The organism is Sinorhizobium numidicum (genome assembly GCF_029892045.1).
Taxonomy (GTDB): domain Bacteria; phylum Pseudomonadota; class Alphaproteobacteria; order Rhizobiales; family Rhizobiaceae; genus Sinorhizobium; species Sinorhizobium numidicum.
Genome location: NZ_CP120369.1, coordinates 491,437 through 516,746 on the forward strand (window position 1 = coordinate 491,437; position 25,310 = coordinate 516,746).

20 protein-coding genes and 4 pseudogenes are annotated in these 25,310 nt (G+C 59.8%); 6 read left to right on the top strand and 18 right to left on the bottom strand.

The window, feature by feature from the left end:
- Positions 1-61 precede the first annotated feature (61 nt).
- On the top strand, positions 62-967 hold the full coding sequence (locus PYH37_RS31440) for a LysR substrate-binding domain-containing protein (RefSeq protein WP_280736622.1): 906 nt from the start codon (positions 62-64) through the stop codon (positions 965-967).
- Positions 968-995: 28 nt separating this feature from the next.
- Here the strand turns inward: PYH37_RS31440 and PYH37_RS31445 are convergent, their stop codons facing one another.
- The 13 genes and pseudogenes from PYH37_RS31445 to PYH37_RS31510 all read right to left on the bottom strand — a co-directional run.
- The gene (locus tag PYH37_RS31445) at positions 996-2,198 is read right to left on the bottom strand and encodes a pyridoxal phosphate-dependent aminotransferase (protein ID WP_280736576.1); all 1,203 of its coding nucleotides are present in this window, start codon (positions 2,196-2,198) and stop codon (positions 996-998) included.
- Between the two features lie 53 nt (positions 2,199-2,251).
- The gene (locus PYH37_RS31450; protein ID WP_280736575.1) at positions 2,252-3,019 is read right to left on the bottom strand and encodes a 5-oxoprolinase subunit PxpA; all 768 of its coding nucleotides are present in this window, start codon (positions 3,017-3,019) and stop codon (positions 2,252-2,254) included.
- A 39-nt stretch (positions 3,020-3,058) separates the two neighbouring features.
- Positions 3,059-4,057 (bottom strand): 5-oxoprolinase subunit C family protein, encoded by a 999-nt coding sequence (locus PYH37_RS31455; protein ID WP_280736574.1) that lies wholly within the window; start codon positions 4,055-4,057, stop codon positions 3,059-3,061.
- Positions 4,054-4,764: a 5-oxoprolinase subunit PxpB gene (gene pxpB / locus PYH37_RS31460; protein ID WP_425336194.1), complete on the bottom strand. Its 711-nt coding sequence runs from the start codon at positions 4,762-4,764 to the stop codon at positions 4,054-4,056. The genes PYH37_RS31455 and pxpB overlap by 4 nt, the downstream gene beginning before the upstream one ends.
- Complete coding sequence (locus PYH37_RS31465) at positions 4,761-5,225, bottom strand: acetyl-CoA carboxylase biotin carboxyl carrier protein (protein WP_280736573.1); 465 nt, start codon at positions 5,223-5,225, stop codon at positions 4,761-4,763. Before PYH37_RS31465 ends, pxpB begins: the two co-directional genes overlap by 4 nt.
- Complete coding sequence (gene accC / locus PYH37_RS31470) at positions 5,222-6,613, bottom strand: acetyl-CoA carboxylase biotin carboxylase subunit (RefSeq protein WP_280736572.1); 1,392 nt, start codon at positions 6,611-6,613, stop codon at positions 5,222-5,224. Before accC ends, PYH37_RS31465 begins: the two co-directional genes overlap by 4 nt.
- Entirely contained in the window at positions 6,613-7,059 is a 447-nt protein-coding gene (locus tag PYH37_RS31475; RefSeq protein WP_280736570.1) for an acetyl-CoA carboxylase biotin carboxyl carrier protein, read from the bottom strand. Before PYH37_RS31475 ends, accC begins: the two co-directional genes overlap by 1 nt.
- Positions 7,060-7,908: 849 nt before the next feature.
- Positions 7,909-8,952: an IS110 family RNA-guided transposase gene (locus tag PYH37_RS31480; RefSeq protein WP_280736569.1), complete on the bottom strand. Its 1,044-nt coding sequence runs from the start codon at positions 8,950-8,952 to the stop codon at positions 7,909-7,911.
- Positions 8,953-9,001: 49 nt separating this feature from the next.
- Positions 9,002-9,654, bottom strand: a pseudogene (locus tag PYH37_RS31485) (transposase); the annotation flags it as partial.
- Between the two features lie 593 nt (positions 9,655-10,247).
- Entirely contained in the window at positions 10,248-12,146 is a 1,899-nt protein-coding gene (locus tag PYH37_RS31495; RefSeq protein WP_280736567.1) for a UvrD-helicase domain-containing protein, read from the bottom strand.
- Positions 12,143-14,470, bottom strand: a complete 2,328-nt coding sequence (locus PYH37_RS31500; RefSeq protein ID WP_280736566.1) for an AAA family ATPase — start codon at positions 14,468-14,470, stop codon at positions 12,143-12,145. Before PYH37_RS31500 ends, PYH37_RS31495 begins: the two co-directional genes overlap by 4 nt.
- Positions 14,471-15,061: 591 nt before the next feature.
- Positions 15,062-15,537, bottom strand: a pseudogene (locus PYH37_RS32690) (RBBP9/YdeN family alpha/beta hydrolase); the annotation flags it as partial.
- 11 nt (positions 15,538-15,548) lie between these two features.
- A pseudogene (locus PYH37_RS31510) lies at positions 15,549-15,956 on the bottom strand (ATP-binding cassette domain-containing protein); the annotation flags it as partial.
- A 127-nt stretch (positions 15,957-16,083) separates the two neighbouring features.
- Here PYH37_RS31510 and PYH37_RS31515 point away from each other — a divergent pair.
- Positions 16,084-16,695 carry a hypothetical protein gene (locus PYH37_RS31515; RefSeq protein ID WP_280736710.1) on the top strand — a complete coding sequence of 204 codons (612 nt, stop codon included), beginning with the start codon at positions 16,084-16,086 and terminating at the stop codon, positions 16,693-16,695.
- 672 nt (positions 16,696-17,367) lie between these two features.
- On the opposite strand, the gene PYH37_RS31520 is transcribed toward PYH37_RS31515, so the two are convergent.
- Both PYH37_RS31520 and PYH37_RS31525 read right to left on the bottom strand, forming a co-directional pair.
- Positions 17,368-18,753, bottom strand: coding sequence for a heavy metal sensor histidine kinase (locus PYH37_RS31520; RefSeq protein ID WP_280736563.1), 1,386 nt, complete (start codon positions 18,751-18,753; stop codon positions 17,368-17,370).
- Positions 18,750-19,421: a heavy metal response regulator transcription factor gene (locus tag PYH37_RS31525; protein WP_280736562.1), complete on the bottom strand. Its 672-nt coding sequence runs from the start codon at positions 19,419-19,421 to the stop codon at positions 18,750-18,752. Before PYH37_RS31525 ends, PYH37_RS31520 begins: the two co-directional genes overlap by 4 nt.
- A 185-nt stretch (positions 19,422-19,606) precedes the next feature.
- Here PYH37_RS31525 and PYH37_RS31530 point away from each other — a divergent pair, with 185 nt between their 5' ends.
- Genes PYH37_RS31530 through PYH37_RS31540 form a run of 3 tightly spaced genes read left to right on the top strand, consistent with a single transcriptional unit; the run spans position 19,607 to position 21,661 of the window.
- Positions 19,607-20,212, top strand: coding sequence for a hypothetical protein (locus tag PYH37_RS31530; RefSeq protein ID WP_280736561.1), 606 nt, complete (start codon positions 19,607-19,609; stop codon positions 20,210-20,212).
- Positions 20,213-20,220: 8 nt separating this feature from the next.
- Complete coding sequence (locus tag PYH37_RS31535; RefSeq protein ID WP_425336192.1) at positions 20,221-20,871, top strand: cytochrome b/b6 domain-containing protein; 651 nt, start codon at positions 20,221-20,223, stop codon at positions 20,869-20,871.
- On the top strand, positions 20,855-21,661 hold the full coding sequence (locus PYH37_RS31540) for a molybdopterin-dependent oxidoreductase (RefSeq protein WP_280736620.1): 807 nt from the start codon (positions 20,855-20,857) through the stop codon (positions 21,659-21,661). Before PYH37_RS31535 ends, PYH37_RS31540 begins: the two co-directional genes overlap by 17 nt.
- A 204-nt stretch (positions 21,662-21,865) precedes the next feature.
- On the opposite strand, the gene PYH37_RS31545 is transcribed toward PYH37_RS31540, so the two are convergent.
- The 3 genes and pseudogenes from PYH37_RS31545 to PYH37_RS31555 all read right to left on the bottom strand — a co-directional run bounded on the left by PYH37_RS31545 (position 21,866) and on the right by PYH37_RS31555 (position 24,162).
- On the bottom strand, positions 21,866-22,891 hold the full coding sequence (locus tag PYH37_RS31545) for an NAD(P)H-dependent flavin oxidoreductase (RefSeq protein ID WP_280736619.1): 1,026 nt from the start codon (positions 22,889-22,891) through the stop codon (positions 21,866-21,868).
- Between the two features lie 55 nt (positions 22,892-22,946).
- A pseudogene (locus PYH37_RS31550) lies at positions 22,947-23,132 on the bottom strand (nitric oxide dioxygenase); the annotation flags it as partial.
- 103 nt (positions 23,133-23,235) lie between these two features.
- Complete coding sequence (locus PYH37_RS31555; protein ID WP_280736559.1) at positions 23,236-24,162, bottom strand: LysR family transcriptional regulator; 927 nt, start codon at positions 24,160-24,162, stop codon at positions 23,236-23,238.
- 114 nt (positions 24,163-24,276) lie between these two features.
- Here PYH37_RS31555 and PYH37_RS31560 point away from each other — a divergent pair, with 114 nt between their 5' ends.
- Entirely contained in the window at positions 24,277-25,263 is a 987-nt protein-coding gene (locus PYH37_RS31560; protein WP_280736558.1) for an NAD(P)H-dependent flavin oxidoreductase, read from the top strand.
- Positions 25,264-25,310: the final 47 nt, after the last annotated feature.

Genomic DNA, 25,310 nt, shown 5'->3' on the forward strand with positions numbered 1-25,310 from the left:
AGCTAACAGCCAGGCTGTAGTATTCGGATTGGTTGCAGCAACAGTGAGCGCAATTTCATCAATGGATATCAGGCGTTTCAAATCGTTTGTCGTGATCGTCGATACGGGCAGCATTACGAGAGCGGCGGACATCCTCCACATCGCACAGCCTGCGCTCAGCCAACAGCTCGCGGCCCTGGAGGAGCACTTCGGAACGAAGCTCCTCACAAGAAGCCAGCAGGGCGTGGTCATGACGGACGCGGGCGCCCAAGTCTATCGGCACGCGCAGATCATCCTGCGGCAGATGGAGCAAGCTCATGCCGATGTCGTGGCTGCGGGAAAACACCTTGCCGGCCGTGTTTCCGTCGGACTGACGCCATTCAGCAGCGCCGCGACCCTGTCCTTCGAGCTCCTGGCAGAAACAAGACGACGCTTCCCGGGCATCGTTCTTCACCTTACGGAGGGCGTAGGGCAGACCTACAGCCAGATGCTGATGAACAATCGACTGGAAATCGCATTGATCCATGGCGCCGGCCCGATGAAAGGTCTGCGCTTCGATCCGCTTCTCAGGGAGGATTTCTACCTCGTCGCGCACGAGAAGTTCGGTATCAAGGCCGGCGATACACCTGTTCCGATTTCGGCGCTCGAACCGCTGCCTTTTTTGATGCCGCCGGCCTACAACTTCGTGCGACGCGCGGTGGAAGCCGCTTTCGCGAGAAGCCGGGCGGATTTGACGGTGATCGGCGAGGTAGAGGTTATCCGGACGCTGACGCGAGCCGTGGGGAGTGGTCTCGGTGCGACGATCATGCCGAAGGCCGTGGCGGATCGTATTGTCTCGGAGGGGGCGGGCCCGACCATCTGCCGGAGCATCTCACCGAAAATCGAAGAGACACTCTCCCTGTGCGTATCGGAATACGCACCGCTGTCGGAGCCCGCCATAGCTGTGCAGGCGTTGCTGCACGAACTGACGGAGCGGCTGAAGCAGTAAGCGCCGGAACCGCTCAAGCTCCCGCATCTTACCTAAGATCACTGCAGAACTGCGCGATCCGATCGCAGCCGTCCGCAAGTTTCTCCATGCTGGTCGCGTAGGAAATGCGGAAGAACGGGCTCATGCCGTAGGCCGCGCCCTGCACAGTTGCCACGTGCTGCTCGTCGATGAGCGCCAGAACGAAGTCCGTGTCCGTTTCGATCTTGCGCCCCGACTTGCTCGTCTTGCCGATGAGCCTCGCAATGCTCGGGAAGAGATAGAAAGCGCCTTCCGGCTTGTGGCAGGTCAAGCCGTCGATGCCGGCGAGCCTGTCGAGCACGAAGTCTCGCCGCTTTCGATAGATCGCCGCGCGCTCCTTCAACAGATCCTGAGGCCCATCGAGCACGGCTACCGCCGCCGCTTGGGTGATCGTCGACGTGCCGCCGTTGTTTTGGCCGTTGACGTTGCTTATCCCGGAAATGAGCGCCTTCGGCCCGCCGCAGAATCCCAGCCGCCAGCCCGTCATCGCGTACGCTTTGGAGGCACCATTGACCGTGAGGACTCGGTCGAAGAGCCGCGGTTCCACCTCGGCGATCGTGCAGAACTCGAAATCGTCGTAGACGAGATGCTCGTACATGTCGTCGGTCATGATCCACACGTCGGGATGGCGCAGCATGACCTCGGCGATCGCCGCCATCTCCTTACGCGAGCAGGCTGCGCCGGTCGGGTTGTTGGGGAAATTGAGGAACAGCCACTTCGTCCGCGGAGTGATGGCCGCTTCGAGGTCTTCGGCGCTGAGCTTGAAACCGTTCTCGTGGCTGCACGTGACGGGAACCGGCACGCCGCCGGCGAAGCGAACGATATCGGCGTAGCTGATCCACGAAGGAGACGGTATGGCCACCTCGTCCCCCGGATTGCAGGTCGCAAGGACCGCGTTGAAGATCACCTGCTTGCCGCCGCCGGAGACGAGGATCTGGCTGGACTCGTAATCGAGATTGTTGTCCCGCTTGAATTTGCGCGCGATGGCCGCCTTGAGGGCCGGCGTGCCATCGAGCGGCGGATATTTGGTGTCGCCTGCCAGGGCCGCGGCATGGGCTGCCTCGATCGCATGGGGTGGCGTCGGGAAATCCGGCTCTCCCGAGGAGAGCGACACCACATCGATGCCTCGCGACGCGAGATCGCGGGCGCGCTGCGTCATTGCTGCAGACGCGGATACGGAGACGTTCTTGAGGCGATCGGCGAGAGTCGGCATGGTTTCCTGTCTTTCACGTGTGTTGCAGATCTCAAATCTTTGCGCCCTCGGCGCTATGCGAGGACTTCCCGCGCAGGCGCAATCGTCGCTCCGGCCGCCTCGATCTCGCTGCGGACGATCCGGGCCAATTCGAGCGAGCTCGGGGTGTCGCTATGGACGAGGATCGAGCGCGCGCGAACCTCGATCGTCTGGTTGTCGGTCGTCGTCACCGTTCCACTTTCGAGGAATTGCCGGACCCGAGCACGGACCGTCGCCTCCTCCTTGAGGACGGAGTTCGGCAATTTGCGCGAAACAAGCTGCCCGGCAGCATCATAGGCCCGGTCCACCAGAAAGAGCGTGAGCGTCCTCAAGCCGGCGCGTGTGGCGGCCCGCTCTATTTCGCTGTTGGGCATCGAGAAGACGATGAGTTCCGGATCCACCGATCTGATGGTCTGCATGATCAGGTCGGCAAGCGCCGGATCGCGGTTGATCATGTTGCCCATCGCTGCGTGAAACCCTATGTGGGCGACGGGTACTCCTTCCCCCTTGGCGATCGCGGTCAAGGCGCCCAATTGGTAAAGGACCTGCTGGCGCATCTCGTCCGCCTCGACGGGCATCTCCCGACGCCCGAAACCGAGCCGGTCGGGAAAGCCGGGGTGGGCACCGATGCCGACGCCGCGGGCCTTCGCCAGCCTCACCATCCGCGCCATCGTGTCCGGGTCGCCGGCGTGAAAGCCGCAGGCGATGTTCGCCGACGATACGACGTCCATGAGTGCCTCATCGTCGCAGAGCCGGTAGGGTCCGAAACCCTCCCCCATGTCCGAATTGAGATCGATTTTCATTGCTGCCTCTTCTGTCTTGGCTTTCTCAGCGCGCGAGAGCTATCGGCGCGACATCGCCGCCAGGGCCTGGCTGAGCATGGGCACCGTGCGACGAATATCGTCGAGGTAGGCCTGTACCGCCCGTTCCGCGGCGAGCGCCTCGGCGACGCTCGACTGGACGAACCGGATGCCACTGCCGATCCGCGCCTGGCCCAGCCGCCACAGGTCGACGTCGATAACGCCCGCTATCTTGGGATAGCCCCCGGCGGTGTTGGCATCGCTCATCTGAATGATCGGCTCACCCGACGGCGGCATCTGCACAACCCCGGGAACAACCCCGTGCGAACGCAGCTCAACGGGAGAAGCAAGCCTGATTGGCTCGCCCGAGAGCCGGTAGCCGGTACGGTCGCTTTGCGAGGAGATCTTCCAGGTCTGCGTCCAGAAGCGTTCAGCCTCGGCAGCGAAGAGCGCGTATTCTCCGGCAGGAATGGCTCGCACAAGAAGCGTGTCGTCCTCTGGAGCCGGAAAGTGTTCGGCAAGTGCGGCCTCCGGCGGCACGGCCCCGAAGCCGCCCGGCGGTACAGCACATGCACGCGCACTGCCAATCGCCAGTCGGTCATTCGCCGCTAGGAAACGGCCCTCGAGCCCGCCGAACCCGCCGCGAAGAGACGTGCTACGCGATCCCAAAACCGGCTCGACGTCGATTCCGCCGGCAAGGCTCAGATAAGTGCGCGCGGAACGACGTGGCGTCTCGAGTTCAAGCACCTGTCCGCTCGAAACCGGTATCGCCCACCAGGGTGGGAGCCGCCGTCCGTCCAAGCGCGCATCGCCGTCCGCGCCGGTGATCGCGATTGTCATGTCCCTGTCGAATCGCAGGCGAAACGGAAAGGTCTGAACTTCGAGAGCGGCCTCCCCTTCATCGTTGCCGACGAGCAGATTGCCCACCACCAGGGCAAGCCGGTCCATCGCGCCGCTTGAGGTCACACCGGCGTTGCGGAATCCGAAACGGCCGAGGTCCTGCACCGTGTTCAGGGGCCCGGTCTGAAGAACTTCGATCACAGTTCGATCCTCTCGGGAAGGAAGCGGACCCGATCGCCGGGAGCGAGCAGCGCTGGCGGCGTCTTCGCTGGGTCGAACATTTGCATTTCGGCGAAGCCGATCGAATTCCATCCGTTCGGTCCCGTCAGCACCGACACACCCGTCTGCATGCCGCCTATCGTCACCGTTCCCTTGAGCATCCTGAGGGACGGCACGGTCTTGCGCGGCATATAGATACGTGGATCAAGCCCGTGCAGATATCCAAAGCCGGGCGCGCTTCCGAGAGCGACAACCGTGTAGTTGCCCTGCCAGTGCAGCCGCACGACCTCTCGATCGCCCAGTCCCGAATAATCGCAAACGGCCGCGAGGTCGGTTGCATGCTCGCCGCCGTAGGTGACTGGGATTTCGACCGTCTTTCCGGTCAGGTCGATGCTGCGCGGGCAATCCCATTCGTGCTTCAGACGAGCCTGCAATTGCTCCGGTTCCTCAGGCGTCTGCTTGAGGATCACGAGCAGGTTCGTGACGCCGGGAACGATTTCCCGAACCTCGGGCCACGGTTCGACCGCGTGCGCCAAGGCCCAGATGCGCCTCTGTGTCGGGAGGTCGAACGCCCCCGGCGCCTCTATGAGGTAGGCGCCCGTACCGATCGTGGAGATCTTCGGCTCGTCGGCGGTGACCGTCGAGATGGTTGCGGGCGTCGAGAGAGCTTTGCCTTGCATGAAACTCATTGTGCGGGCTCAATCAGAAAAACGGTGTCACCATATCCGACGAGGTCGCCGGACTCGACTATGCAGGCGTCCAGTGTCCCCGCCCCTTCGGCGCAGATCGGCATGATGAGCGGCCCTACCCTGACGAAGCCGACGATTTGCTCTGGAAAGACGGAAGCACCTATGGTCGATTCTGCGGCATTGCGTGCCGGATGCATGGGGAGGAAGTGCCCTGCGATCGGTGCTTTGGCGGGCCTCACAGTGGCAGGCTCCGTCGGGACCGACGCAGCCGGACCCACGCCGGCGTCCGGCGAAGTGGCGTCCTCGCCGGCCACGATCCGTACGAGCCGGCCGTCTCCCGCCTCGATCTCGATCGAACCGACGCCGGCCTGTTCGAGCCAGAACGCGATCTTCTCCAGGGTCGCCGGATCCAGAATCTGCTCGGCGAGCGATCCGCTCTTTCGCTTACGAGCCTTCGTCATTTCTTTCGCTCGCCCAACCACTTCTCAAGATAATGGATATCGGCCTCGCCGGCGCAAAACGCAGGGTCCTCGAACAGCTCCTGGTGGAGCCGAAGGTTGGTCGAGATCCCGTCGATTCTGGTGTCCGCCAATGCGACCTGCATGCGGCGAATGGCCTGATTTCGCGTCGGCGCGTGAACGATCAGTTTGGCGATCAGAGAGTCGTAGTGCGGCGATACCTTGTAGCCTGCCGTCACATGGGTATCGACGCGGACTCCAGGCCCCCCGGGAAGCTCAGCGGCAGTGATCCGGCCGGGTGAGGCGGCGAAGGTGAACGGATCTTCAGCATTGATCCGGCATTCGAAGGAATGGCCATGCGCCCGCACATCGGCTTGTGAAATCGTCAATGGCAGCCCCTGCGCAACGCGAAGCTGCTCGCGCACGATATCAACGCCCGAGGTCATCTCCGTTACCGGGTGCTCGACCTGAAGGCGCGTGTTCATCTCGATGAAGTAGAACTCGCCGTCCTCATAGAGAAACTCGAAGGTTCCAGCCCCCCGATAACCGATCTGGCGGCACGCATTGGCGCAGCGTTCTCCCACTGCAGCGACGGTATTCGCGGGGATGCCGGGCGCAGGTGCCTCCTCGACCACTTTCTGGTGGCGTCGCTGCATCGAGCAGTCGCGGTGGCCGAGCCACACGGCATTGCCGTGCTCGTCGCAAAGCACCTGAATTTCGATGTGGCGTGGATGCTCGAGGAATTTCTCCATATAGAGTTCCGGCCTCCCGAACGCTCTTCGCGCCTCCTCGCGGGTGACGGACACGGCATCACGCAGCGTCGAGGGACTGTTGACGACGCGCATGCCCCGGCCGCCGCCGCCGCCGGCCGCCTTGACAATCACTGGATATCCTATGCGTTCGGCGATGCTTTCGATCGATGGGAAATCATCGGGAAGCGCCTCGTCCGGCCCTGGTACGCACGGGACGCGCGCTTCGATCATGGCGCGCTTTGCGGCGATCTTGTCGCCCATCGTGCGGATCGCCGAGGCGGGTGGTCCGATGAAGATAAGACCCGCGGCCTCGACGGCCTCCGCGAAGCCCGCGTTCTCAGAAAGAAACCCATATCCGGGGTGAATTGCCCCGGCGCCAGTTGCCCGTGCGGCAAGCAGGACCGCGGCCTGATTGAGGTAGCTTTGACCCGGAGCGGCAGGTCCGATGCAAGCGAACTCATCGGCCGTCATCCGATAGGGCGCGTCGCGGTCGGCGTCGGAGCAGATCATCACGGTATGCAAGCCAAGCTCCCGGCATGCCCGCTGAACGCGCAGAGCGACCTCGCCGCGATTGGCGATCAGCACCTTCTCGAAGCGGCGTGCGCTCTCATGCTCGCTTCCCATCTTAGCGGACGACATCAGCCGATCTCCATCAACGGCTGTCCCGCTTCCACTTCCTCGCCGTCGCTCACGAAAATGCGCGTGATCGGCCCGGACTTGTGCGCGGAAACGGTGTTGAACACCTTCATCGCCTCGACGATGCAGAGGCTCTGCCCTACCTCGACGGCATCTCCGACCTCGACGAAAGCGGGCGCGCCGGGATTCGGCGACCGATGCAGCACGCCAAATGCAGGCGCTTTTACCGTTTGGCCGCCGGTCGCGTCGCGCTCCGCCTCATCGACCACATCGGCTGGGGTTGGCTCGGCAATCCGCTGACTGCCCTGTGTCGAAGTTCGACCCGATGGGAGGCGCCTGGACGTAGCATTCGATATCCGAACGGTAACGCCATCCTCGCTCACCACGAGCTCGGAAACGTGCGAACGGCCGACGAATTCGATAAGTGTTCTGATTGTTTCCAGATCCATCACGTTTCACCCACTCATCGCTTCCGGGTCATCTTCCAGATGACAAGTCAGATCGGCGACCGACTGGCCCGAACAATCGGATGAAGCGATTGGAATAGTTACACGGCGGCTCTGTCGATGGGGGCAAACGAAGTTTCTATGACCGGGGTCCCTTGTGCGACTTTTGAGCACCGTACTCGGTTCTCCAGTTCCCTTCGATACATTATGCGATCTTCTGTAACGGGCTTTGCGTCAATCCCTTGTGCGCTTAATCCCTCGCCGAGGGCTTGCTTCTGTCCGCAGTCGGCGCTTTGCCGCTGCTCTATGGGGTCTGCTGAGGACCGGTTGGCCAAGCTTTAGAGGCGCAGTCACCGCGGGCTGCTGATCGCATAGCGGCCTAACCCATCCATCGTCCCGGCGAAGGGACCTTGCTGCGGAGGGCGGATGGCGGTGCCCGTCCGAAAGCCTGTCTTGTCGTCTCCTCCGATCAAGCCGCCAGGGCTGGCGCTCCCTTATGCGCAATGAAGTTGGTTGTCTGATCGCGGCTCACGAGTCAATCGCGTTTGAGTATGCGCGATGAGCTCCGAATGCCAGCGCGGCACGGATTCGGCAACGTCATATGGCGCATTCATGTTCTTAGTCGTCGCCCAGCGCTCCATTTTGACGTGAGAGCAATCGTATGTCGGGAACAGGGTTGTCTTCGCGGTCGGTACAAGCCCGCCGCATGATGGTCTTCGCAGGCAAGGTCTTCCTATGTTCTGCGCGCAGTCTCTGGGAGCTGCCGCCAACTTCACGGAATGGCCAGACCTACGTCCACGACAGGGACGCCTTGTCGCGCCAGAAAGGTGATGCGCGGAGAGTAATCGGCTGTCAGACCTTCATTAATGCGTTGGTGCCGGCTGAAGGATTGAAGGTTTCTCCCGTCTTGAGCATGGTATGCATGATAACCGCGAGTTTGCGGGCGACGGCCACAGCCGCCCGCTTAAAGCCAAGCCGCTCGCGCAGCTTAAGTCCCCAATTCTTGAGACTGCTCTCAGTTCTGGCACTGGTTCTCGTCAGCAGCGCTGTCGCCGCTTCGTAAAGCAGCCCGCGCAGCCGGTTGTCGCCTCTGCGTGAGATATGGCCGTCATAATCGACTTCGCCCGACTGATAGCGGCGGGTGGTCAGCCCGAGCCAGGCGCCAACCGAGCGCGAAGTTCGGAAGTTTTCCGGATCCTCGATGGCGGCGACGTAAGAGACCGCCGTAATGGCGCCGATACCTGGAACTGTCATCAACAACTTCGTAGCCGGGCTCTGCCGCGCCGCTGCAATGAGCTGACGGTCAAGAATGGCCGCACGCTTGCGAATATTGTGCCACGCATCAAGCAAGGGCAAAATGATCTGTGCCAGAGAAGTTTGCCTCTCCAGGAGCTCTCGAACATGGGTATCAAAAACCCGACCTGTGCCTTTGGGTACGATAAGGCCGAAGGTCTTCATGACACCGCGGATCTGATTGCCGAGTTGGGTTGAGAGATTCAGGAGCTGATTGCGGGCCGCCACCAACGCGCGGGTCAGCATAGCGTCAAACGACTTGACCCGAACCGCTTTGTAGAAGCCGGCTTCTGCGAGCTGCGCCAGACCATCGGCATCATTGGCATCGGTCTTGTTGAGTGTCTCGTTCAATACCTTTTGCGCGTGCCGCGCTTCAATGCAGATCGCCGGAGCCCCTTCGGCCGTCAGGGCATGATAGAACCACGTCGACAGCGGCCCCGTTTCGAAGACGACGCGCCTGGCGTGCGGCGCGTGCTTGCGGATAAGCTCGGCCAGAAGCGTTGGGTCCGAAGGGCACTTTCCCCGCCAGATCCGCTTGCCGTCCTCCCGAACCGAGATTGCTGTGTCTTTCAATGAAACATCAAGCCCAATATACTGGTCCATGGTTGCTCTCCATCTGATGTTGGGCCCGGTTTCCCATCGTGAGCCCGTTTCACCATCTTATCGGGAGCAACCACCCCCGGTAGCATCTGCTTGGGGCGGTCGCGCCGCGATTACCCCATGTTCTGTCCCTGAGCAGGCAATGCAACACCACCGCCAGCTTACGGGCCAGCGCCACGCGCGCCTTTCTGGGACCGGCACGTCTTGCGACCGCCAACGCCCAGCCCTTCAGATCGGAACCTTTGACCGGTCGCGTCAGGATGACGTTGGCCGCCTCGTAGAGCGCGGTGCGCACGCTGCCGTCGCCGATCTTCGAGATGCGACCGCTCTGATCGGTCTCGCCCGATTGATATTTCTTCGGCGTCAATCCGAAGTGCGGCCCCACCGCGCGTGAGGAGCGAAATCGCTCCGGCGCGTCGACGGCCGCCACAAACGTCAGCGCCACCAGGACGCCAACGCCTGGCGTCGTCATCAGCCGCTGTGCGTTATCATCCTGGCGGGCGATGGCACGCAGCTTGCGCTCAAAACCTGCAAATTCATGCACAAGCGCGTCGCGCACCTTCAGCAGTGCCGTCGCGATCGCTTCCAGGGTCGAATGGCCTGCAATCAGCGCGCGGATGCGCGCCCCACGTAAGTGCGCCGCGTCGTCGCCCCTACCTTGAGGCCGAAGCCGCGCAGGATGCCCCGGAGGCTCATCTCCGCATCCACCACGCACACACTTGCGTATTCCAGTGATACGTCGATGCCGGCATACTCTTTCATGGTCGTCTCTCCGTGCTGCTATGGAGCAGGCCACTCCTGACTCCGCGACACCATCATTGTGAGGGACGACCACCGGCCCTTCAAACCTGCCGGGCCGGGTTCCGCCCGTTACACCATCTTCTTGGCCCAGAACGTGAACATCCTCGTAACAAGCTATGGAAGGGCTCGTGAAGAACGGCTCTCTTCGACCCAATGCAGAGTCTCAAGGCAGAGTCATGGCGGCCGCTCTGCGCCCTCCTTTCGGTCGTTCAATCGCCCCATTGAGGTTTCAAAAGCGGCCTTTCGTTTGACCAGCCATAGGGCATGCCGTCTAACGTTTTTTCCAATCGCGCCGCGCAGCATGCGCCCACGACGGATCAAGCGCGGCCCGCATTTGGCTACCATTACTGAACCGCAAGTTACGCAAACACCTGAGGCGCCAGGAATGCCTTCACGGCGTTTGTTTTCGACGTTGGCGTACGGTACGACAAAAAACCATTTACAGTGGCGCATGCTTTAGCGAATGCGCGAGCGCCTGCGCGCGAACCGCTGCCGCCCTATGTCGGCAGGCCAAGTAACACTTCATCCTCATCAAAAAGACCTGACTGGATTACATGGGCCTTTATCGCTCCCGGATCGGTCGAATATGCCACGAGAGCTAGGCTAGATTTCGCACGGCTGCAGGTGACGTAAAACAATCGTCGGGTGCGATCTACTGAGGAATCCTTGCCCTCTTGCGCGCTCTTCAAATCGCTGGCGCTCAGTTCCTTGGCTCCCAGCAGTTTGTCGTAACCAAAAAGGAAACCGCGGGCGTCGCCATCGTCCATGAGAACCATAACACGATCGAATTCGAGGCCCTTGACCCCTTGATGTGTATCGAAGGAGGCCTCGTGCGCGACGTACGATGCGTACGGCGCAATCATCGTGAACGGGCAATCCAGAAGAGCTACTAGTGCGGCGACATTCTCACCAACCGGATCAGCCTCTTCGTCTGTGGAAACTGTTGGTTCGGCGCTTACCGCTGCCAGGGCGGCTTTGAGGCCGTCGGGCACTATGAAGAGATTGGTGCTCATGACATTTGCCAGAACGGCGCCACAGGTCGGTTCACCATTCGCCCAGAGCGACATCAGACTATCGATTGCCGTTTGCGCTGTGCGCAGTTGATCCAGCGGCTTTTCGGAGCCTCTCAGTATGTCCTTGCTCAACAGAGGCGACGCTTCGCGTATAAGCTTGGTCGCTAAAAACTTGTCGCCCCGCTGGGTGGCGGTGACCAGCGGAAGAACGCTGTGAGTAAAAAACCGAGTAGGCGCGAAACTGCCGTCGAGAAACGCCGTCCGGAATGTCTCGATAGGCGCAATCGCCTCGAATAGCTGCTCAAACCCCATCCGCTTCGCAGCCATGTGGTGCTCAAGCGTGAGAATCTTACATTGGTCTCGATCACTCCAGCCGGTGTCGCCGGTGAGCTCAGCCATATATGCTCGAACACGGTCCTCTATCGTGGGCTTATCGGGCGTGTCGATGGGGAATAAGAAAAGCCGCGCCCATCCTTCACTCGCATCGTCGCGAGGCACCTGAATTTGCTCGTCTGCACCTGAGCGAATCTTATTGATGAGACGTACGATACGCCCTGGGCTCCGGTGGTTCAGTGCTTTTTGAGGCGTTTTCCAACCCGGCGGCAAAGCATCTTCGATGTGCTCTTTGCCGTCGAGGTAGATGCGCTGCATCGTGTCACCGATGAGTCCCAAAGCGAAGCGATTGGCGTGCGCCTGTTGAACTGCAAGAAGGGCGTCGATCAGAACCTTGTTCGTGTCCTGACTTTCGTCGATCAGAAGGAAAGGATATTTTTCGACGAACATTCGCTGCATCAGCGACTTCTCAAGCAGGAAGGTCGAAAATATTTTGATGACTTCACTGTGATTGAGAGCGTTGCGCTCGCGGTTATCGCTGTTGGGATTGTACGTGAAAGTCTTGATTTCATCGAGACGCCCAAGGCGGCGCTGCTTTGATTCAATCGACGCCAGCCGCGCTGCGGACGCTTTCGTGCCGGCGCGGCCTTTGGCCTCCTCTGCCGTCAAATTTGCGATTTCTGCTTTCAGGTTAGCGCGCAGCCATTCCCTTATGTCGGCGTTGAACCCTTGAACTTGTGACCATGCAAAACTATGGATGGTTTTGACGACGAACAGCGGATCGTATTCTAGGCGACGTGTGATTTCGTCGCAGGCCGCGTTAGTATAGGTGATGACCGCGACATGCCTTGCCCGAAGGCGAAGCGTGTCCCGGTATTTTGCGGCAATGTGTTTGAGTGCATTGACGAGCGACCGGGTTTTACCGGAGCCAGCCCCGGCGAACAGGAAAAAGCTCGTAGGCTTTTCCAAGTCGAGGTACGAAGCGATCTCGGCCTCGACGCCATCGTCGAGCGTTACATTTGATACTATTGGATCTGTCTCGACGTTCACGCTGCAACCTCAACGGGAGCGTCGTCATCAACCTCTACTGGACCGAGCGTGACCAGCCCTAGCTCTGTCTGTTTGTGGTCGAGTTGCTCTGCCAGCCATAGCAAGCCCTCACGAATATATTTGGGCGGTTTCAAATCGGCGGGATTGTCGATCTCGAGAAGGTCGAGGGCAAACTCGGCTTTGCTACCGCCCTTCAATGCATCTTTCATTGCCACGCTCAGCTCCGCGAAATTTGCGCTCTCGGCGATAGCGGATCGGAATTTCGCGATTAGGCCGGTGCCGGGAAGCGCAGCGAACAGCTCTATGTTGGCAAAGACAATGGCGTCTTCCAGTGTGTATGCTAAGGCCTCGGTTGTAGTGCCCTTAAATTCGATCTCGATCGGACATTGATAGGCCACGCGAAGCGTGAATTTCTCTGCGTCATAGTCCTTGGCCTTTTCAGCCTCAGGCTTGTCCAGCAGCGTGTCCAATTCCTCGACTTCGGGCCACCAGGTCTTGAGCGTGTGGTTACGCGTCGTGTAGTTTGCCCCACGTATTGGCACCGCACTGGAGCCAGACGCGTCCTGAGAGTCGATGTCGGTGATGACCAACGTTGTCAGTCCGATCTTTTCAATTAAACTACGCAGCTTGTGGGCATGGCTTCCTCCGATTTCGAGCCAGGTGATGTAGCTTTCAGCGAGCTTATCAAACTCAGCATGGGAGTTCACAAAGTGCGGGACGAGTATGCGCTCAGCCGGTCCTTCGATTAGTACGGCGGCGTCGGCGAAAAACAGATCGCAGTGTGTCACCTTCAGATAGCGGGTAACGAAGCGTTTGGTTTCCTGCTCACCTCCAAAGGCTTCACCAACATTCACAACGCACGATGTGGGAATAGCATTCTCAATGGCAGGCAGGCGTCGGAAGTAGCGAAGGGAGTCAAAGTGACACTCGTGAGCGATGTGACTAGAATGGGTGCTCACGACCATCTGCGTAACGAAGTTGGAGCCGGCCCCTAATTGATCGTGATTGCGTAAGATTTTGTAGGCCTGCCGAATAAAGACCTGCTGCACTTGCGTGTGCAGATGTACTTCCGGCTCTTCAATCAGAACGAGATGTAGCGGCGGGATTATCTGCTCATCAGAAACTTTACTTTGCGCCTTTCCAACCCTCATCCAACTGTCACGAAACGCCATCAGACGGAACACCATAGATATGAGGTTTTGGTATCCAAGCCCGTTGGAATCTTCCGGCAGATACAGTTTTATGGCAGTCCCACCCGCCTGCATCGGTACGATAAACCGCACCGCGGCGTCGTGGTTGAGGCCTTCGACCGGCCGCAGGCGCGTTGAGATGTGGAGTTTGGGATCTGTGACGCCAGGATAGCCAAGGGTGTGCATTTCCTTGAGTGGGCTTTCAAAGCCGTCGCTGAGGCGAAGATTGAATGCTTCCTGGGCTTCCTCGATCGCCTTGAGTGCAAGCAGGTCTTTCGCATCCGGGCTCTCATATGGATCGAGATGGCTTTTGTAATATTGCCGAAGTTGGGCCGAGAGTTTGCGGGATGTCGATGCCGATCCGAGCGCTTCCCCTTCTTCCAGCTTACTTTCGCCGGCATGGCCAAACCCACGCTGCGCGCTGATTTCGTCAATTCGGATCAAACCCTTGAATGGATCGCCCTCGATAGGATCACTTCCATTCAACGCCTGAGGTTGAGCCCGTCCGTGCTCCGGATCGACGCATGCGGTTGGGTCCAACACGTAAGTCTGGAGCGTAAAGTAGCGCGTGACGCGGCGTTGCAGAAACTCGACCAGCGTCTGCGGCCAGATTGCGACTTGAAATAGTGCCGGATCCTGACCCCTTGCTCCGGCGAGCGCGGCGCCCGCGGCTTGCAAATCGCGCGCGTCGGCGCGAGCGGTCAGATAGTCCTTCTGGAGTTGTTCTCGATCCTTTGGTTCGTACCTGACGCGAACCCCGAGGCGACCTCCCGCCCAATCCAGCGTTGGCAAGATTTCCTGCACGTAATGCACCTCGTTCTCTTCGACGTGCATCCAAACGTCCAAGAACGGAAGAAACGCATCCCATTCCGGTTCTGGCAACGGCTGCTGGGCGACGTGTGCTGCCTCCCAGGCGGCACCCATCGTGTCGATGCCGGGCCAATGGGACAGCGTAAAATCGTTGAAGCAAAAGCTAGTGCGTTCCCGATCGACGAGGAAATACCTCAAGGCGGTAATCGCCGAGGTCTTTCCGCTGTTATTTGCGCCAACGAAAACGGTCTTGTCAGCAGATAGGCCAATTCTGGTCGAGATCAGCTTTCTAAAATTCGCAATTTCAACAAACTCTATGCGCATGGCCCCTCCGGGGCTGACTATATCGCAATCAATGCGGCCTGCAATCTGGGGTATGTTTAGGGTGGAAGTTTCTAACGTCCCTGCATGCTACGAAACAAGGCCTTTTGGAAGTGTTGTTCCGAAGATCATTGAGCCGTCCCACAGGTTGGCGCCGTTTTCCCCGTCCTCGTTGATGGCACGAGGTCCGATTCTTTGATCATTTGGCAAAAAACAGTCAGTCCGGAAACGGCCCCAGACAGGACAATCATTGTCTGGCGCTGAGCGTCGGCAGGTGGCGCTTCCCGCTGGTTCAGATCGACGGCAGCAACGTGAACTTTTCCACCCTACTGCGACGGGGAACGGCAAGATCTGCCCAGAGCAGTCCTTCTCGGAGAGCACCCGGAATTTCTGGTGCTGACCGCATTACAGACCTAGCACGCCAGCATGCTAAAGTCCGGGCCGCGCCAGGCGGGTGCTGGCGACCGGCGTCGAGCAGCGCCTGGCGTCTGGCGACCGGCCGAAGGGCGACCGCTCGCGAGGCGACTCGAGGCGTTCCAGCAACGCGTATCCGACTTTCCAGCGCCCGAAGCCACTAGCGATGTTGATGTGCCCGGCCGCGCCGAGGTGCATCAGCTCACTGCCCCAGCAGCGGGCCGTAAGACGCAATCTTTCCACCGACATATATGGATCGTTGAGACTTCCGACGACGCGGCTCGGAACCGGTAGCCGTGACCGCGGCATGCGACCGAAGTTAATTACGCCTGGATGCAGCTTCTCGGCCGTGGCGAGGTCACATGGCGCGACCAGAAGCGCCCGGCGAACACGGGATGCGAGGCGGTGGTTCGCAAGGTTTGCTGCGAGCCGCAGCCGAGACTGTGAGCGACCAGCTTGACATCGCCTGGGGAGGCTTCGATCGCGCTTACGAGGCGCTCCAGCCAGCTATGAAGGTCGGGACATGGCCAGTTGTCCTGCTCGACGACTCGGCTGTCCGACCGGTCGCGCGCCCAATGACGCTGCCAATGTCCTTCGGGCGATCCATTAAGCCCCGGAAGAATGAGGGTCTCGGTGTCCCGAACCAACGATTTCATGCGCGATCTCCTTCGGGCGGGTAGCGTTTTTCGAGGCCGGAGAGCTGCACGAGGTCGATGAGGTCGAGCGCGCGACGGCGGATCTCTGCGGCGGGCGGCCGACGGTTGGCGGGTCGTACCTTAAGCCCGAAGGAGACATTGTCGAGCACCGTCATGTGACGGAATAGGGCGTAGTGCTGGAACACGAAACCGATGTTTCGTTCCTGTACGCTCTTTTTCGATGTATCCTGATCGCCGAAGAACATCATGCCCTCGGTCGGGCTCTCAAGCCCGGCAATGAGCCGAAGCAAGGTCGTCTTTCCCGAGCCGGAGGGGCCTAGAAGGGCGATCAGTTCACCGGACCGGATGTCGAGCGAAACGTCTTCGAGCGCCGGGAAGCGGCCGAATTCCTTGCGTATGTTCTGGACGCGGACTTCCATGGAGGTCTGGCCTTTCAATGCCTGCGGCTGGCAGCGATCTCGTCGCTGTAGCGAAGTTCAAGAGCCCTCCTTGCAGGGCAGGAGGACCAGCGCCAGACGCGCGAGGACTGCCGCGGAGGTCGATGTCGTGGTGGTGCCCGGACAGGTGGGGGCGCTCTATCTCGCCGAACCAACCGACGAGCAGATCGCACGGCTGGTGGCGACGATCAGCGAGCATCCCTGGTGTGGACCGGTCTTCACACGAGCCGGAAACGAGATCGACGGGATGGCGCCCGGCAGTCTCGGCAATCATCTGGTCTTCGCCGATCACGCGCGTGCGCCGGATGTCTCGTTTTCCTTCCGGGCAGACGATGGGGTCGACCCCTTCGGCCTCATCGGGGGCACATTCTATGACAATGACCGCCGCACGGGCCTTGGGGTCCATGGTGGCCTGCATCCGAAGGAACTCGCGGCCCTCGGCATTGTCGCAGGCTCGGCTTTTCCGGCGGCGGGTTCGGTCTCGACGGCCCCCTCAGGCATTTGCGATTTCGCGCCCACCATTTTGCACCTTCTTGAGATCGGCAGACCGAACACGATGAACGGCCGCGTTCTCCATGAGTTGCTTTGGGATCCGGACAGAGCGAACGCGGCGATCCGGCATGAAAGCTTCGAGGCCAAGCTCGGCCGTTTCCGTCAGGTCCTTCGGCGTGTTCAGGTCGGAGATGCCACCTATGTTGAGAGTGGAACGGCGGAGGGCTGAGGGCTGTATCACTGCCTTCCACTGTCAAAGCGCCGGCAGCCTTTCGGACGTTCAACATACCGCTCCTGTGCTACGGCCTGCTGATGGTCAGAGCGAGGCAACTGGTTGCCGGGCAAGCAGTTGCGATTTGCACCGACGCCTGTAAGTCTTTGATTCGATCGAGACGCTGTCTTCCGTCTTCCGTTCTGATTTCGCCGCTGCTAACCGACTTACACGAGTTTCCTATGCGTGTTGGTTGCGAGGGCATGATCGCACCGAGTCTCGCACTTTACAGGCTAAATTTATCGCCATCTGAGGCGTAAGCATATTTATGGAGCGAGGAACGACAATCGCCGGGATCGACGGCATCGGCACTATCGAAGGTCCCATCATCGGTACGCTCATCTTCTTCCCTCTGCGCGAAACCATGGCCGATCTCGGTTGTCCTATCTTTTCATGCTTGGCGCTCTCGCCATCGTCATCATGCTCAAGGCGCCGAAATGCCTATGGGTCCTGACCAACGAACGAACCAGCTCCCTCTTGTGCCGATACGCCGACACGTTGTCTTCGAGCCGAACGCGCCGACAAAAGCGGAAGGTGAAAGGCACCATAGACGGGGGGGCATACTGTCCGCCGAAATACATCCTGTGCTTTCCTTTGTTTCCGGCGGCTTCCCAGTTGGGGATTGGCAACTTACATCGGGAATGAGAGGCGAAAGCGGATCATCCCCTCCTCTGGGCATGAGACATCCGCAGCGCCCGCATGCAGTCGCATGATGGCATCGACGATCGCCAATCCCAGTCCGTGCGAAGACGAGCTGCCGCTGCGCGCCGCGTCTGCCCGGTAAAAGCGGTCGAACAACCGGTCCAACTGTTCCGGCGAAAGGCTCACTCCCTCGTTCTCGACCTCGACGATCGCATTTTCACCAACACAGGCCGACCGCAGCCGGACCGTTGTACCTTCCCGACCATGACGAATGGCATTGACGACAAGATTGCCCACGGCCCGACGAAAAAGGTCAGCACTGACATTTGCAGCGCCCGCAGCCTCAATACTGAAACGCATATCGCGCTCAAGTGCCAGACCTTCGAAATAATCGGCAATCTTGTGAAGTTCACGATCCATGTCGACCGTGTCCTTATCGACTACCTGTCGTCCCTCGTCCGCCCTTGCAAGGAACAGCATATTCTCGCTCAAGCGGTTGAGATGCTCAAACTCCTCGAGGTTCGATTCCAGCACGGATTTATATTCATCTACAGACCTTGGCTGGGCAAGCGTGACCTGGGTCTGGCCGATCAAAACACCAAGAGGCGTGCGGATTTCATGCGCGAGATCAGCCGAAAACTGGGACAGACGCTGGTAACCATCGGTAAGACGGTCCAGCATCGCGTTGAAGGCACCGGCCAACGCACGCAGCTCCGTTGGAGCGTGGATGACATCCAGCCGCACATGCAGTTGCCCGGGATGAACCTCGGCAGCTTTGGTGGCCATATCCCGAACCGGCAGCAAGCCACGCCGCAAAAGCGCATAGGCGATCGCGGCGGCAACGATGACACCAGCAATGGTCGCCATCAGGAAACGGTCGCGAAATGTCGCCAGCATGGCCCGTTCGTCGGTCATCGGGTGACCGGCCAGAACCTCGATCGGCTGGTTGGTCTCCATTGCCTTGGCCTGGACTGAGGACCAGTAGACCTCGATACCGTCGCTGGTGACTGTTCTGGTAATGGATGACGCAGCGGCGGTGGACGGCGGGGGAAGAGGGATCCCGTCTGGATTGACCTCGATCACGACCTCACCCGAGGGATGGCGGAATGCAAGGACGTCGCGCTCGGCGCCCAGCATCTTGGCAATAAGCAACGGCCGCTGCTTCAGTTCGTCGATAGGATACATCTCGCTGACAAGCCGAGCGTAATAGCTGGCCCGGCCAGAGACGATCGTCTCGATGCGCTGTTCCTGTGAGGAGCGCACCGAGTGATAGAAATAGATGCCAAGCGCACCCGTCAGAACGCAAAGGACGAGGACCTGGGAGGCCATAAGCCGCAAGATGAGCGAGGATGACCTTTGACTGTTGCGGATCATGCGTCGAGGCTCAGGCTGTATCCGACACTTCGGATCGTGGAAATCAGTTTTCGTCCGAAAGGCGCATCAACCTTGGCTCTTAGCCGCTTGACTGCGACGTCCACGACATTCGTATCGCTGTCGAAATTCATGTCCCAGACTTCAGAAGCGATCTGCGTGCGTGACAAGACCTCGCCCTGCCGCTTCATCAGCAGATGGAGAAGCATGAATTCCTTGTTAGTGAGCGCAATCTCGACCCCGTCTCTCGTCACTTTGCGCCGCAGCACATCCAGCCGCAGGTCCGCTATCTCAAAGACATCGCTTTCGCGCGTGAGGCCCCGACGCAGGATCGTACGGACGCGCAGTTCCAGTTCGACGAAGGAGAAGGGCTTCACCAGATAATCATCGGCTCCGAGCCGTAAGCCACGAATGCGATCGTTCACATCGTCACGCGCAGACAGGAAGATGACGGGCAGATCGTGCTGTTCGCGAATGCGGCGGATGATCTCCCAGCCGTCGATGGCCGGAAGCATGACGTCGAGAATGATCAAGTCATAGGTCTGCTGCATCGCCAGATGCACGCCGTCGGTGCCGGTACGCGCCAGATCCACGGCATAGCCGCTCTCCCTCAGCCCCTTGCGGAGATAGTCACCGGTTTTGGGATCATCCTCGATGATCAGGATTGCCATGTTTTTCCCGCCCCATGCCCCGTCTGTCTCAAGTCATTGTGTTCTAGCAATTCACCCGGGGCAATTCAGTGAATGATGAATGACGAAATTGTCATTCTGGCGTCACCGCAGAGAGCGGGCCGCCAGTCTAGTTTTACCTCATCTCTTTCACCTTTTAGTGAGGCTTTAAAACAATGCACCAATCCATGAAATCGACGTTCCGCTCGGCAGCGCAGGCACTTACACTGCTCACCTTCCTGGCCGGCGCTGCCAGTGCGGCCGATCCGGTACGCGTTCGCGGCGCCATCACCGAAGTGACCGAGGATGCGATCCACATCAAGGCGCGAGACGGCAAGGACATTGCCGTAAAGCTTTCGGGCGGAACCATGGTCATATCGGTCGCCCTCACCGATCTGAGCGCGATCAAGCCTGACAGCTACATCGGCACGGCTGCCGCCCCTCAGCCGGATGGAACGCTGAAGGCTCTCGAGGTGCACATCTTTCCCGCCTCCATGCGTGGCGTCGGCGAGGGCTCCAGGCCATGGGACGGCGCCAAGGACAGTTCCATGACCAATGGCGCGGTCGGCAGCATTCTCGGCACGGACGGCCGCACGCTGACGGTCAAGTATAAGAACGGCGAGAAGAAGGTCTTCGTGCCTGCCGATGTTCCGATCGTCAGCCTCGAGCCGGGCGACCGTTCGCTCTTGGCAACCGGCGCGAAGCTTGTTCTGCTCGCCACGAAGGCCGAGGACGGCTCGCTGACGGCGATGTCCATCAGCGTCGGCGCTAGCGGCATAGCGCCACCGATGTGAGGCGCAGGATGCGACAAGAACGGAAGGAATTGCGGTCGGCAGGCCATCCAATTGTGGTTCGCCTCACGCACTGGATCAACGTCTTTGCGATGGTGTGTATGGTGATGAGCGGAATGGGCATTTACAATGCCCATCCCATCCTGCCCTTCCGCTTCCCGGAGGAAATGACGCTTGGCGGCTGGCTTGGCGGATCCACCGTCTGGCATTTCGCAGTGATGTGGCTCTTTGTCGGCAACGGCCTTGTCTATCTCGCCTTCGGCACGGCAAGCAATTATTTGCGTAAACGCATGCTGACATTACGTCTGGGCGATCTCCTACGCGATCTTCGACTGGCACTGGCCTTCAGGCTCCGGCATGAAGCCTACAGCTACAACGCTATCCAGAAGGCCATGTACCTTGGGGTGCTTCTTCTCGGCGTGTTGATGGTTGTGTCTGGCATGGTCCTCTGGAAGCCCATCCAGTTTGGCTTGTTGACGGCGCTTTTCGGCGGATTCGACTTCGCCCGTATCGTGCATTTTGCAGGTATGGCGGCTCTGTTGGGCTTTTTCGTCGTCCACATCGTCATGGTTGCCCTTGTTCCGAGAACACTGCTGTCCATGGGTTTTGGAGCGGGACATTTGAAGAGAAGGAAGGAAAAGAGTGATGGCGGAGCAGCCTGAGCTGGAAAGAGTGCCACCCGCCACTCTGTTGGGGAGCAAACGACAAAAGAGCGGAGTTGCGCTCGGTGACCATCGTCCTCAACTGGAGAATATCAGCCGACGCCTGTTCTTTCGCCAGGGCCTATCTTTGGGTGCAGTGACCATGCTGTCAGGTTGCAATCTCCAGGACGACACAGCTATCGACAAGGTGCTTTGGGTGATGTCCCGTTGGAACGACCGGGTGCAGGCGCTCCTGTTCGACGGCAATCGGCTCGCGCCAACCTACCGGCCAGAAGACATCACGGACCCGTTTCCATTCAATGCCTTCTATCCCGAAGACAGCGCGCCAGAAGTTGACCTCCTGGATTACAGGCTGCAAGTCTCCGGCCTCGTCGACAACAAGGCATCCTGGAGCCTTGATGATCTGCGCCGCATGCCGCAGGTCTCCCAGATCACGCAGCATATCTGTATCGAGGGCTGGAGCGCGATCGGTGAGTGGAGGGGCGTTCCCCTGAGCGTCTTCCTCCAGCATGTTGGCGCGGACATGACAGCCAAATATGTCGGCTTCAAATGCGCGGATCGCTACTATTCCAGCATCGATATGCCGACAGCACTGCATCCGCAAACCATCCTGGCGCTCGATTTCGGGAAGGATCCCTTGCCGCTGAAATATGGCTCGCCCATGAAGCTCAGGGTGCCGACCAAGCTCGGCTTCAAGAACCCCAAGCATATCCTGGAGGTGTTCGTCGCCAATGACTATCCGGGCGGCTACTGGGAAGACCAGGGCTACAACTGGTTCAGCGGACTGTGAACAGCTCCGCGCCAGCCCCCGGGTGCCCTAAACTTCCACGATCGACTGATAGGCTATTGACCCGCGGCGGGTGTACCCTCAGCGATCATGCGAAGATCGTGTGACCGTCCAAGTTCTCCCAAAAACGCAGGCATTCCATAGATGGGGCACTCGGCTGCCGCGGGTCACCGTCGACGACAGTCACACTTACTGATCTCGAATTGATTATTGAACCTCGATCTTAAGAGCAGCAGTGCTGATCTCAAGCTCCTTAACCAATGTCGAAATGAGTTTGGCCGCGGGCATGGCGCGCGCAAGCGGAGCACCCTGGCCCGCCCATTGTGCTCCAAATCCGTGCTCGTTCCTTGCTTTTGCAGCGGCGTGCAGCGCCTTTCCAGCATCGTAGGCGATCGAATAATCAGGCGGTAGCAGGTCAAACGTTTCCTGCAGCGCCGTGAAGCGGTTTGCGAGTGCGCGTGCCGGCCTTCCGGAGATCAGCCGCGTCAGTCGTGTGTGATAGGCGCCCGGCCCGGTCAGCGCCTTTCGATATGCCTCGTCAGCACTCGACTCGGGACACGCGACAAACGCCGTACCGAGCTGGGCTGCGATTGCACCAAGCCCGAGCGCCGCCGCAATTCCTGCTCCGTCCATGATGCCGCCGGCGGCGATCACGGGGAGCGTGCCTTCCCGAACCAGGAGCCTCACAAGTGCGAAAGTGCCCAAGCCGTCATCGGGCAACGACGGATCGAAAACGCCGCGATGACCGCCGGCCTCAATGCCTTGCGCAACTATCGCATCAATACCGGCCTGTTCGACCATTCGTGCCTCTTCGGGACTGGTGGCGGTCGCAAGCAGTGTCGTGCCGTTCGCTTTAAAGGCCCGAATAGCCTCATCCGGTGGCAGTCCGAAATGGAAGCTGATGACGGGCGGCCTCGTTTCAAGCAACATCGACAGCATCTCGGCATCGTCGGCGAAGCTCTTGTAGATCGTGCGCAGAGCCTTCGGAGGCTCTGCGCCGAACTCTGCGAACAGCGGTCCCAGCCACTCGAGCCACGCCGCCTCGCGCACCGGATCGGTGGTCGGCGTGCCATGCACGAATAAATTGACATTGAAGGGCCGATCGGTCCGCGAGCGCAATTCCTCGATCATCGCTCTTGCGCCTGCCGCATCGGTTGCTCCAACGCCGATCGAGCCGAGCCCTCCAGCGTTCGAAACCTCCGCCGCCAAGGCGGGAGTCGAAACACCCGCCATTGGGGCCTGAATGATCGGGACCGTGATTCCTAGCTTGTCCGACACCGTCTTCTCCTCAAGCCGCCAACACTTCGTCTGTTGGACCAAAAACTTCATAATGGATGCGATCAGTGGGAACGCCCGCTTGCGCCAACCCCGAAACAAAGAAGCGCATGAATGGACGAGGACCGCAGATGTAAAAGTCAGCTTCCTTGAAAGGCGTGTTTGCGAGTAGCCATTCGAAGGAAATGTAGCCGCTATGAACTTCCGCCTCATCCCTCGATTGATCATGCTTGCAACAAAGCCGCCAGATCTACGGTCAGGCTCCCCGGATGATCGCGCCTGCCCGTTTTGCGACGCTGTTCTTAGGCCTGCTGCAGTTGTCTTACTGGCTCGGGCCTTGTCGGCTGAGGCCGTGAATGCACCTCAGAGGCCACCGCCATGAAAGTCTGAAGTGCCGCAGAAAGATACTCGTCGCTCCGCGTCACGAAAACAGTCGGCGCCGACCGCAGATTGTCGGGAAGCTGGTGTGTGATGACCCGTCCGTCGGCTGCCGCGGCCTGAACAACCCCCCGAGGTAACATGGCCACCCCTACCCCGGCGGCGACGCAGCCGATGATCCCGTCCATTGTTCCAAGTTCCATCCAGCGGACATTTGTTACCCCACACGCCGCCAGGAACGTGTCCATGCGGCGGCGATAGGAACAGCCCGATCGAAAGGCGAGGACCTTTAGGGCCGGCGATGCGGCCAATGCCTTCAGATCCGTAAGCTCGTGAACCCGCGGCGAAGAGATGACAACGAGCTCCTCTTCGATAATCGAAAGGCTCTGCAGTTCGGGATGAGCGATGGGGCCGGAGACGAACGCGCCGTCCAGTTTGCGAGCGACGACCTCGCTGACCAGCTGTTCCGTCGGTGAAGCCTCCACCAGGACGTCGACCTCTGGATATTCTTCAGCATAGCGGATCAGGATTGGCGGAAGGCGAAGCGCTGCAGTGGTCTCCATCGAGCCGATCCTGAGTAGACCGCTCGGCGTACCGTGGTCCGTGACGACACGCTTGGCTTCGTCTAGAAGCTCTCCGACGCGCTCGGCATAAGGAACGAGCTGAATGCCGGTGGCTGTCAGTGTAACACCTCGCCTGGAGCGATGGAAAAGCGGCGCGCCGATTTCTTCTTCAAGCGATTTTATTCGTGCGGTGACGTTGGATTGGACGGTGTGCAGCACACCGGCCGCCCCTCCAATGCTGTTTGCTCTCACCACCGCCTGGAAAAACTTGAGATCGACGCTGTTCATCAGCCATCTCCTTTTCTGATGGAAAACATCTGATCTAATCGTTTGTCATTCGTCAAGCGTCACAATAGCGTCAAAGAAAAATAACGGGACATTCCGCTAACTGGGAGAAGTACGATGACGATACGAACGCGTCTGACAGAGTTTTTTAATATTGAGCACCCGATCATCCTGGCACCGATGACCCCAGCAGCGGGGGGCGCGCTTGCGTCGGCCGTCGCCGATGCCGGCGGTTTGGGTCTTTTGGGTGGCGGATATGCTGATCGCCCGTGGTACGAGGCGGAGTCATCGCTGATCACCAATGAACGCGTTGGCTGCGGGTTCATCACCTGGGCGGTTGAGCCCGACCTTGATCTGTTTGATCGTGCGCTCGCAGAGCGTCCGTCGGCGATGATGCTGTCCTTTTCAGATCCGGCCAAGCTCGCGGCACGGGTCAAGCAGGCGGGTGTCCCGCTGATTTGCATGATCCACACGCTCGAACATGCCCGGCGTGCAATCGACGTTGGCGCCGACGTGCTTATCGTTCAGGGGACCGAGGCCGGTGGCCATGGCCTGGTCGCGCGCTCGACCATGCCCTTCGTCCCCGCTGTCGTCGATCTGGTGGCAAAGATTTCGCCGTCCGTCATTGTCGTGGCCGCTGGCGGCATTGCCGACGGCAGGGGCTTGGCCGCTTCGCTGATGCTCGGAGCGGACGGGGTCCTGATGGGAACCAGGTTCTGGGCTACGCGCGAGTCGCTCATCCATCAGGCAGCCAAGGACAAGGTTGTCGCTGCCTCTGGCGACGAGACGATCCGGACTTCCGTATACGATATCGTCCGTCAGAAGGCCTGGCCCGCTGGCTATACCGGCCGGCTGCTCAAAAACGGCTTCATCGACAAGTGGCACGGCCGCGAAGACGAGCTGCGTACGCTGCATTCCGAAGAATTGACGAAGGTCGAGGCGGCATGGGCCTCTGGCGACTATGACACGGCCAACGTGACTGTCGGTGAGGCGGTGGGCCTCATCAACGATCTGCCGTCGGCGAAGGACATCGTCCGCCGAACGGTGCGCGAGGCAAGCGAAAGACTTGGCGTCTACGCATTCGATCAGCGCATCGCAAGCTGATTTACCACGGCCCGGCCGACTGCTTTCAAAACATAAAAGGGGACTGC

Excerpts from the sequence above, each read along its gene's own strand:
- PYH37_RS31440 (WP_280736622.1), top strand. The coding sequence starts at position 62 with ATGGATATCAGGCGTTTCAAATCGTTTGTCGTGATCGTCGATACGGGC.
- PYH37_RS31445 (WP_280736576.1), bottom strand. The coding sequence starts at position 2,198 with ATGCCGACTCTCGCCGATCGCCTCAAGAACGTCTCCGTATCCGCGTCT.
- PYH37_RS31450 (WP_280736575.1), bottom strand. The coding sequence starts at position 3,019 with ATGAAAATCGATCTCAATTCGGACATGGGGGAGGGTTTCGGACCCTAC.
- pxpB (WP_425336194.1), bottom strand. The coding sequence starts at position 4,764 with ATGAGTTTCATGCAAGGCAAAGCTCTCTCGACGCCCGCAACCATCTCG.
- PYH37_RS31465 (WP_280736573.1), bottom strand. The coding sequence starts at position 5,225 with ATGACGAAGGCTCGTAAGCGAAAGAGCGGATCGCTCGCCGAGCAGATT.
- accC (WP_280736572.1), bottom strand. The coding sequence starts at position 6,613 with ATGTCGTCCGCTAAGATGGGAAGCGAGCATGAGAGCGCACGCCGCTTC.
- PYH37_RS31475 (WP_280736570.1), bottom strand. The coding sequence starts at position 7,059 with ATGGATCTGGAAACAATCAGAACACTTATCGAATTCGTCGGCCGTTCG.
- PYH37_RS31480 (WP_280736569.1), bottom strand. The coding sequence starts at position 8,952 with ATGGACCAGTATATTGGGCTTGATGTTTCATTGAAAGACACAGCAATC.
- PYH37_RS31500 (WP_280736566.1), bottom strand. The coding sequence starts at position 14,470 with ATGCGCATAGAGTTTGTTGAAATTGCGAATTTTAGAAAGCTGATCTCG.
- PYH37_RS31520 (WP_280736563.1), bottom strand. The coding sequence starts at position 18,753 with ATGATCCGCAACAGTCAAAGGTCATCCTCGCTCATCTTGCGGCTTATG.
- PYH37_RS31525 (WP_280736562.1), bottom strand. The coding sequence starts at position 19,421 with ATGGCAATCCTGATCATCGAGGATGATCCCAAAACCGGTGACTATCTC.
- PYH37_RS31530 (WP_280736561.1), top strand. The coding sequence starts at position 19,607 with ATGAAATCGACGTTCCGCTCGGCAGCGCAGGCACTTACACTGCTCACC.
- PYH37_RS31535 (WP_425336192.1), top strand. The coding sequence starts at position 20,221 with ATGCGACAAGAACGGAAGGAATTGCGGTCGGCAGGCCATCCAATTGTG.
- PYH37_RS31540 (WP_280736620.1), top strand. The coding sequence starts at position 20,855 with ATGGCGGAGCAGCCTGAGCTGGAAAGAGTGCCACCCGCCACTCTGTTG.
- PYH37_RS31545 (WP_280736619.1), bottom strand. The coding sequence starts at position 22,891 with ATGGCGGGTGTTTCGACTCCCGCCTTGGCGGCGGAGGTTTCGAACGCT.
- PYH37_RS31555 (WP_280736559.1), bottom strand. The coding sequence starts at position 24,162 with ATGAACAGCGTCGATCTCAAGTTTTTCCAGGCGGTGGTGAGAGCAAAC.
- PYH37_RS31560 (WP_280736558.1), top strand. The coding sequence starts at position 24,277 with ATGACGATACGAACGCGTCTGACAGAGTTTTTTAATATTGAGCACCCG.